4 protein-coding genes are annotated in these 6,722 nt (G+C 63.9%); all 4 read right to left on the reverse strand.

Features of this window, described 5'->3' with window-relative positions; all coding sequences use genetic code 11:
• Positions 1-913 (reverse strand): hypothetical protein (locus EN879_RS19210; RefSeq protein ID WP_164774467.1); only part of this gene is annotated, 913 nt, incomplete at its 3' end.
• A 232-nt stretch (positions 914-1,145) separates the two neighbouring features.
• Positions 1,146-2,426: a GNAT family N-acetyltransferase gene (locus tag EN879_RS19215; protein WP_063169079.1), complete on the reverse strand. Its 1,281-nt coding sequence runs from the start codon at positions 2,424-2,426 to the stop codon at positions 1,146-1,148.
• Positions 2,426-3,826 carry a lipopolysaccharide biosynthesis protein gene (locus EN879_RS19220; RefSeq protein ID WP_063169078.1) on the reverse strand — a complete coding sequence of 467 codons (1,401 nt, stop codon included), beginning with the start codon at positions 3,824-3,826 and terminating at the stop codon, positions 2,426-2,428. Before EN879_RS19220 ends, EN879_RS19215 begins: the two co-directional genes overlap by 1 nt.
• Positions 3,827-4,283: 457 nt before the next feature.
• On the reverse strand, positions 4,284-6,722 hold a 2,439-nt coding region (gene secA / locus EN879_RS19230; protein ID WP_127274179.1), incomplete at its 5' end, for a preprotein translocase subunit SecA.

Genomic DNA, 6,722 nt, shown 5'->3' on the forward strand with positions numbered 1-6,722 from the left:
CCACGCTTTGATCGGGGGTGCTGCGCTGGAGCAAGCGCAACCTCTTTTCAAGTTCGACGGCCCGTTCCTGCGCGGCGGCGGCGCAATCGCCGAGAACGCCGCGCTGATGCTCGACCGTGGACAGCCGCGCTTGCAGGTCCTGCTGTACAAGCATCTGCGCAGATAGTTTGCCGGTCAGTCGTTCGTTGTGGACTTGGTAGTCCGCGACCTTGGAACGAAGCAGCATGGCGGCCTGTTGCAAGCTGGCGAGCCGCAATGCAACGTCCTCACGCGCCTGCTCGGCGGCTTGCCTGGCCATGGTCTCGTCGCGGAGTTGCCCCGACACGCGCGCCAGGTTCCGTCCCAGGCGCTCGACCTCGACATTCGCTTCGAGGAACCGTGTTGCGCGCTGGCCGGCATGCCTATCCGCCTGCGCAATGGTCTGCCGTGCCCTGTTGAGTTGGACCTCCAGGTCGGCGATGGTCTTGCTTGCGATCGATAGCTCGCGCGATTTTCGCCCAAGCTCTTTCGAGGTGCGATCCTGCAAACGTTGCAGCTTCGCCACCTCTTCCTGCAAGTCCCATTTGTCCGTATCGGGAGCGTCGGCATCGTGCGTTTGCGCATCGAGCCTGGCCACATAGTCCTCAACCAGCGACCACGCCAAGTCGTCATCGTTGGACAAGAGCGAGGAGCCGCGCATGGCGTGGGCCTGACTCGAGCCCGTCCGGGCCGAAGTCGAGCCGAGGGAGGCGGCCAGCGTGTCTGACTGGGCCAATCCGGTCACGGGCTCCTCTTCGAAGAGAGGCAAAGCTTGATGCGTGGCGGCTCGGATGCTTCGAATCAGTTCTTCGAAGTCTTCGTCGGCCCTTCGGACAACGGCGCTGTCGTTCGCACTGATGTGCCGGGCGCCGTTGGCCTCATGATTCAGCGACATTTTTCTCTCATCGCGGACCGAATCACTAGACTATCGTGCATCAAGGACAAGAATGCGAGTAGATCTTGCCGGGTTTCACCGGAAAATTGCTGCAAGAAATCTCGTTTTTTTGAAGCGGAAGTCGATCTTAGCGCTTGCCTCTTGGGCAATCGAAGTAAAGTCCCGGCCACCTCTGTGTCAAATATTGCAGCGAAAATGTGCCATCCTTCCAGAACCGCACCCTTGCCTTTTCTCAGCGCCGCCCCAACAAGCTCTTCATGCGGTTGCGCAGCAGGCGGGCCATGTTGCGGGTTTCGCGGTAGAGGTGCAGTTGCGAGGCGGCCTGGCGGGTGAGGCGGTCGGCGTCCGGCGTCAGGCCGATCACCAGCGTGCCCATCGGCTTGCGCTCGGCCCATAGCCGGCTCATCACCGGATGGTCGGGCACGGCGCAGGAATCGGTCATCATGATGTTGGGATCGTCGAGATGCTGCCCGGTCACCTCGATCATCAGCAAGGTGCCCGGCGAATAGCTGGCCAGCGTCTCGTCATAGGCGGTCTTCCAGGTGTAGGCGATGCCGGCTTCGACGAAGACGATCAGGCAGGCAATGGTGCGGCCGTCGAGCGTCAGCGAATGGATGCGGCACATGTCCTGCTCGGCCAGCCGGTGCACGGCTTCGCGGGCGAAGGCGGCGCGGAAACGGTCGATCGCCATGGCGGTGCGTTCGCGGCCCTTCCAGCCGGCCGCCTCCAGCGTCAGGAAGTTCTCGATGGCGTGGCGGATGTCTTCGGGGCCGCGCGCCACGACATGCTCCAGCCTGCCGAGGTCGCCGAGGCGCCGCTTCAGCCGCCGGAATTCGCGATAATGGTGCGAACGCAGCGAGGCCTTCAGATAATCATCGCCGTCGCGCTCGCTCTCCAGCGCCGGGCGCAGGGTCTGGCCGGTGGTGACCAGCATCAGGCCGCGCGTCTCGGCCACGGTGGCAAACAGGCTCGCCACCGGGCCATCGAGCCGGACATCGGGCAGGACGAACACTTTCGGCAGCTTGAGATGCGGGCGCGACAGCATCGAGAAGAAATCCTCGACGACGCCCACCGGGTCGTCGCGGTCGACCAGCGGCGTGCCGAGCGGACCGAACGGGCTCGACCATGTGCGCATCACCGGCACGCCGAGCGGCACCACCGGCCGTTCCACTGAGAACGGCACCAGAAGGCGCAGCCGGTTGCGGTATTCGTCGCCGTCGCGGATGACCGCCAGCCGCACCTCGCGATCTTCCAGCCGCGGCATGGCGGGCGCAAGGAAACGCGGGTTGAAGAACACGTTGGGCTCGACCGTGCGGGCGCAGAGATAATCCAGCTCCTCGACCAGGTCGAAACCGGCGGATGCCGGGTAGATGGCGAGCTTGCGCTCGGGCCGGTTGTTGGCGAGAATCTCGATATGGGCGGGGTCGGCGTCACGGGTCAGCCCGGCAAGGCCCGACACCATGGCGCCGGCGGTGCCGCCGCTGGTTTCCTCAAGCAACGGGATGGCAGCCATCACGCGGCTCCTTTCGCAGGCACGAAGATAAGCATGACGATGCCGAGCTTGCGCCACACCGTGAAGGACAGCGCGCCGGCTTCGAAGATCATGGCAAAGGCGGTGGCCATGGCCGCGCCCCACAGGCCGAACATCGGGATCAGCATCACGTTGAGGGCGATGTTGAAGGCCAGCGTCATGGCATAGACGGCGGCGCAGATGTTCTGGTTGCCGCTCATCGTCAGCAGGCTTTCGCAGGGGCCGACGGCGGCGCGCGCCGCGACGCCGAAGACGAGCAGGAACAGCAAGGGATAGCCGCTGCTGAATTCCGGGCCGAACAGCACCAGCATCGGCTCGCCGAGCGCCAGCACCAGCAGCGCCATCAACAGCGAAGGCCAGAACGTCCACGACACCGTCTCGCGGGCAAAGGCGGCGAGCCTTTGCGGGTCGCCATGGGTGAACTGGGCGTAGCGCTGGGCAACGCCGGCCTTGACGGCGAAGTAGACGAAATGCACCAGCGCCAGGGTCTTCACCGTGGCGAAATAGACGGCGACGTCATTGGGGTCCATATAGGCGCCGACCATCAGCACGTCGGCATTGGTCAGCAGGAAGAAGAAGCTCTCGACCAGGAAGATCGGCAGCGAGACGACGAACCATTGCGCGAAATGGACCTTCATCGGCCCGGCCGGAATCTGCCGTTCCATGCGCTGGGTGACACCGATAAGCTGGCCGAGCGTTGTGGCGTAGGTGGCGGCGATCGAGGCGAAGATCGCGGTCTTTGCGTCAGGAGCATAGCCCGCCAGCAGCATCAGCGCCATGAACAGCAGGATCAGCACCGGCCGCACCAGATAGGTCGGCGACAGGGCAAACAGCGCCCAGCTGTTGGCGCGTGCCAGGCCCGACAGAAGGTCGGACATGGCGATCATCGGCAGGCAGATGACGCCGAGGATGAACGGGATCACATAGTAGCTCTCGATCCAGGGTGCCGCCAGCCAGACGCCGAGCGCGCCGAGCCCGGCAATCAGCGTCGAGGCGATCAGCACGAACAGACGGCTGGCCAGCACGATGCCGCGCAACTCGTCCATCAAGCCGCGCTCGCGGTATTCGGGAATGTAGCGGATGACGGAGGTGTGGAAGCCCAGGCAGGCGAGATTGCCGACGATGACCATCGTCACCCAGACGAGGACGAAGATGCCGTACTCGAACGAGCCCATCCAGCGTGCCATCAGCACCTGGCTGACGAAGGCAATGACGGCGCTGACGATGCGGACCGAGAAGGCGATAACCGACATGCGGCTGGCCTCGCCGCGCTCGTCGGCGGTGAACAGCACAGCATCGATGCGGCCAAGCAACGGCCCCATGCGCAGCGCCCAACGCTGCGGCAAGAACCGCCCGGCAGTCGTGGCCGCGGAAAAGCGCACCCCGATTTCTCTCCGTTTTCCGCTTCTTTTTCAGGCGTTGGTGTAGCGGAGACACATTAAGAAACGGTTGGGTGAGGAATTTCCTTCGCCCCGTCCCTATACGGGGAGAACGTGCCGGCAGGCGGATGAGGGGCGGCACAGGCGTTTGAGGTTTGCGCCGCTGTTTCATCATCGCCGAGGCGCGCAGCACGGAGACGTTGCCGATCAGGATAGCACCCGGCTTTATCGCAAGATCGTGCCTCAGATGGTGCCTTGGCTGCCAGAGGATGAGGCCGCGCAGCTGAAGTTCGAGTTCGAGGCGGCTTAGTCGGCGGGACATCGCCCCCCTCTGGCCTGCCGGCCATCTCCCCCTCAGGTGGGGAGATTGGCTAATCGCGAACGCAGGCGCCGCCCCTCATCCGGCCCTGCGGGCCACCTTCTCCCCGTATAGTGACGGGAGAAGGAAAGCGCCGCGCCTTTACGCAAACGCCCCATGGCAGTGCTTGTACTTCTTCCCCGAACCGCAGGGGCAGGCTTCGTTGCGGCCTACCTTGCCCCAGGTGGCCTGGTTGTTGGGGTCGCGGTCTTCGGGGGCGACGATTGCGGTTGTCTCCGGGCGGACCAGGAGGGCGGTTTCGCCGCCTTCGAAGTCGTTTTCGCCGGTGCTGCCGTCGATATGGGTGCCGAACATGTCGGGGGCTTCCGGAGGTGGCGCTTCGGCGGCCTGACGGACCAGTTCGACGCGCATCAGCTGCGCGGTGACGGCCTGGCGCAGATTGCCAAGCATGGCCTGGAAGAGTTCGAACGCCTCGCCCTTGTACTCCTGCAGCGGATCGCGCTGGGCGTAGCCGCGGAAGCCGACGACCGAGCGCAGATGGTCGAGATTGACGATGTGCTCGCGCCACAGATGGTCGAGCGTCTGCAGCACCACCGAGCGCTCGACATAGTTCATCACCTCGGGGCCAAAACGCTCGGCGCGCTCCTTGGCGGCGGCTTCGGCGGCCTGCGCGATGCGCTCGCGGATGTCGTCCTCGGCGATGCCCTCTTCCTTGGCCCAGTCCTCGACCGGCAGGTCGAGGTTCAGGAACTCGGCGATCTCGGCCTTCAGCCCGGCAACGTTCCACTGCTCGGCATAGGCGTTTTCGGGAATGGCCTTGGCGACGATCTCGTCGATGACGCCTTCGCGCATCTCGGCGATCGTTTCGGAGAGGCCTTCGCCGTCCATCAGTTCGATGCGCTGCTCGAACACCACCTTGCGCTGGTCGTTGGAGACGTCGTCATATTTCAACAGGTTCTTGCGGATGTCGAAGTTGCGCGCCTCGACCTTCTTCTGCGCCTTTTCCAGCGCCTTGTTGATCCACGGATGGATGATCGCCTCGTCTTCCTTGAGGCCGAGCTTCTGCAGCATGCCGTCCATGCGCTCGGAGCCGAAGATGCGCATCAGATCGTCCTGCAGGGACAGGAAGAATTTCGAGCGGCCGGGGTCGCCTTGTCTTCCTGAACGACCTCTAAGCTGGTTGTCGATGCGGCGCGATTCGTGGCGTTCGGTGGCCAGCACATAGAGGCCGCCGGCGGCCAATGCCTTTTCCTTCAGCCGCTCAATGTCGGCAATGATTTCCTTTTCCCGCGCCTCGCGTTCGGGGCCGGCCGGCATGTCGCCCAGCTCTTCCTCGATCCGCATCTCGGCATTGCCGCCGAGCTTGATGTCGGTGCCGCGGCCGGCCATGTTGGTGGCGATGGTGATGGCGCCGGGCTTGCCGGCCTGGGCGACGATCGCCGCCTCGCGCTCGTGATGGCGAGCGTTCAGCACTTCGAAATCGGTAAAACCTTCCTTGCGCAGGCGCTCGGCCAGCTGCTCGGACTTTTCGATGGAGGTGGTGCCGACCAGCGTCGGCTGGCCCTTGGCGCTGGCTTCGCGGATCTCCCTGACGATCGCCTTGTATTTCTCCTCGACCGTCCGGTAGACCTCGTCGTCCTCGTCGATGCGGATCACCGGCAGATTGGTCGGGATCTCGGTGACTTCGAGGCCGTAGATGTTGCCGAATTCCTCTGCCTCGGTCAGCGCCGTGCCGGTCATGCCGGACAGCTTCTTGTAGAGGCGGAAATAGTTCTGGAAGGTGACGGAGGCGAGCGTCTGGTTCTCCGGCTGGATCGCCACATGCTCCTTGGCTTCGAGCGCCTGGTGCAGGCCTTCCGAATAGCGGCGGCCCGGCATCATGCGGCCGGTGAACTCGTCGATGATGACGATCTCGCCGTTGCGGACGATATAGTCCTTGTCCTTCTGGAACAGCCGGTGCGCCTTCAGCGCGTTATTGACGTGGTGGACGATGGCGACGTTCTCGACGTCGTAGAGCGACTCGCCCTTGAGCAGGCCGGCGTCGCGCAAAAGGTTCTCGAGCTTCTCGGTGCCTTCCTCGGTGAAGATCGAGGTCTTCTGCTTCTCGTCGATCTCATAATCCTGCGGCTGCAGCTGGATGATGAAGGTGTCGATGGTGTTGTACATTTCCGAACGGTCCTCGAGCGGACCGGAAATGATCAACGGCGTGCGTGCCTCGTCGACCAGGATGGAATCGACTTCGTCGACGATCGCGTAATTGTGACCGCGCTGCACCATCTGGGCGCGCTCGTATTTCATGTTGTCGCGCAGATAGTCGAAGCCGAGCTCGTTGTTGGTGGCGTAGGTGACATCGGCGGCGTAGGCGGCGCTGCGCTCCTCGTCGGACAGGCCGTGGACGATGACGCCGACCGAGAGGCCGAGGAATTTGTAGACGCGGCCCATCCATTCGGAGTCGCGGGTGGCCAGATAGTCGTTGACGGTGACGACGTGGACGCCCTTGCCGGCAAGCGCGTTGAGGTAGACCGGCAGCGTCGCGACCAGGGTCTTGCCCTCGCCAGTGCGCATCTCGGCAATGCCGCC

The organism is Mesorhizobium sp. M7A.F.Ca.AU.002.02.1.1, from assembly GCF_003998535.1.
GTDB classification, from domain to species: domain Bacteria; phylum Pseudomonadota; class Alphaproteobacteria; order Rhizobiales; family Rhizobiaceae; genus Mesorhizobium; species Mesorhizobium ciceri.